General features: G+C 69.5%; 1 protein-coding gene and 1 pseudogene (1 of these 2 cut by a window edge). Both read right to left on the reverse strand.

Features of this window, described 5'->3' with window-relative positions:
- Positions 1–1300: pseudogene (locus K789_RS22155) on the reverse strand (glucose-6-phosphate isomerase); it reaches 326 nt to the left of the window's first position.
- 4 nt (positions 1301–1304) lie between these two features.
- The gene (gene tal, locus K789_RS0103075) at positions 1305–2435 is read right to left on the reverse strand and encodes a transaldolase (protein WP_024365467.1); all 1131 of its coding nucleotides are present in this window, start codon (positions 2433–2435) and stop codon (positions 1305–1307) included.
- Positions 2436–2456 lie beyond the last annotated feature (21 nt).

Consider the following 2456-nt stretch of genomic DNA (forward strand, 5'->3'; position numbering starts at 1 on the left):
CCCTCGAGGGGCGCGTAGGCCAGCCGGTCGAAGTAGGCCTGGACGCTCAGGTAGCTGTCCGGGCCCAGCTCGCCCAGGAGGGCGCTGACGGCGCCTGCCGCGGTGGTTGCGGCGCCGAGCCAGTCCCCGCCGCGGACCTCGATGGCGCCGTCGGTGAACGCTGCCGGCGTGGGTTCCGGCTGGGCGTCCAGCAGTCCGCGGGCGGCCACCTTGGCGGCTTCGACGTCGGGCTGGTCGTAGGGGTTGATCCCGAGGAGGCGGCCGGCCACCGCAGTGGCGAACTCCCAGGTCATCATCTGGGTGGGCAGGCCGCCGGCGATGGCGACCTCGTTCCCGCCGAGTTCGACGTCGGCGTCCGCCGCGACGAGGCGGATCACCAGGACGTCCGGGGCGCCGAGGGTGGCCTCCGGTGAGGAGGGCCCGGCGACGACGGGCAGCACGCCCGTGCCGAGCTTGCCGGTGGATTCGGCGATGAGCTGTTCGGCCCAGTCCGCGAAGCCCTTGATGCCGGAGCCGTCTTCGGCGATGACGATCTTGTTGCGCAGCGGGCTGGTGCCGCCCAGCGCGGAGCCGAGGGCGAGGCCGATGTTTTCCTCGCCGTCCTCGTTGAGGACCTCGGCGGCCTCCTCCGCTTCGTCCAGGAAGGCCTGGATGTCCACGCCGGCCAGGCCGCACGGGACCATCCCGAACGCGGTGAGCGCCGAGTAGCGTCCGCCGACGGTGGGGTCCGCGTTGAACACGGCCCGGTAGCCGGCCTCGCGGGAGGCCTTGTCCAGGGGCGAGCCCGGATCCGTGACGATGATGATCCGGCTCTTCGCATCGAGACCGGCCTCGGTGAACGCGTGCTCGAAGATCCGCCGCTGGGAATCGGTTTCCAGGGTGGAACCGGACTTGGAGGACACCACGATCGCGGTCTCGTTCAGCCGGTCCGCGAGTGCGGCGGCGACCTGTTCCGGATCGGTGCTGTCCAGCACGGTCAGCTCGACGCCGGCGGTTCCGGCGATGACCTCGGGGGCCAGCGAGGAACCACCCATGCCGCACAGGACAATCCGGCTGACGCCCTCGGCGCGCAGGGCGTCACGGAGGGCCAGGATGTCCGCGACGAGCTGCTGGGAGACGGTGGCCGCCTCGACCCANCCCAGCCGAGCCGGACGGACGCCTCGGCCTCGGCGTCGGGGCCCCACAGAGTGGCGTCCTTGGCGAAGATCCGCGTCGCCACCTTGTCTGCAAGCAGGGCGGGCAGGTGCTGTTCGTGGGCGAGGCGGGCGGCGCCCGTGGCGTCATAGCTGAGAGTGGTCATGGGACTATGCGTCCTTCCGTGCAGCGGCGAGGGCGCCCTCGACGTCGGACAGCAGTTCCTTCCAGCTGGCCACGAACTTGTCGAGGCCTTCGGACTCGAGCACCGCAACAACCTCGTTGTAGGAGATGCCGAGGGCATCGAGCGCGTTCAGCGTGGCGTTGGCGTCGTCATAGCCGCGGCTGATCGTGTTGCCCGTGACGGTGCCGTGGTCGAACGTCGCGTCGAGGGTCTTCTCCGGCATGGTGTTCACGACGCCGGGGGCCACGAGTTCCGTGACGTACAGGGTGTCCGGGTAGGCCGGGTCCTTGACGCCGGTGGAGGCCCACAGTGGACGCTGCGGGAGGGCTCCGGCGTCTGCCAGGAGGGCCCAGCGCTCGGTGGAGAAAAGCTCCTCGTAGACCTGGTAGGCGAGGCGGGCGTTCGCCAGTCCGGCCTTGCCCTTGAGGGCCCGGGCCTCATCGGTACCGATCGCGTCGAGGCGCTTGTCGATTTCGGAGTCCACCCGGGAGACGAAGAAGGACGCCACCGAATGGATCCTGGCGAGGTCGTGGCCGTTCTCCTTGGCCTGCTCGAGGCCGCTCTGGAAGGCGTTGATGACGGCGCGGTAGCGCTCCAGCGAGAAGATCAGGGTGACGTTGACGCTGATGCCGGCCGCCAGGGTGGCGGTGATGGCTTCCAGGCCCTCGAGGGTGGCGGGGATCTTGATCAGGACGTTGTCCTTGTTGACCTTGGCGTAGAGTTCCTTGGCCTCGGTGATCGTGCCGGCAGTGTCCCAGGCGAGGCGGGGGTCAACCTCGATCGAGACGCGCCCGTCGACACCCTTGGTGGCTGCGGCCACCGGGGCGAAGAGGTCGCAGGCGTCGGCGACGTCGGTGGTGGTGATGGCGAAGACAGTCTCCTCGACGCTGGCGCCGGCTGCCGCCTGGGCGGCGATGACGGCGTCGTAGTCATGCCCGGAGGTGATGGCCGCGTGGAAGATGCTGGGGTTCGTGGTGACACCGACAACGTTCTTTTCTTCGATCAGCGTGCGCAGCGTGCCGGTGTCGAGGCGGCTGCGGGACAGGTCATCGAGCCAGATGGAGACGCCGGCGTCGGACAGCAGCTGCGTGGGGGTAGCGGTGGGGGTCGTGTTCATGTGTCACTCCTGAAGTCTGGG

It is taken from the genome of Arthrobacter sp. TB 26, from assembly GCF_000427315.1.
GTDB lineage: Bacteria > Actinomycetota > Actinomycetes > Actinomycetales > Micrococcaceae > Arthrobacter.

What these genes read in the sequence shown, in the direction of transcription:
- tal (WP_024365467.1), bottom strand. Translation starts at nt 2,435, where the DNA reads ATGAACACGACCCCCACCGCTACCCCCACGCAGCTGCTGTCCGACGCC.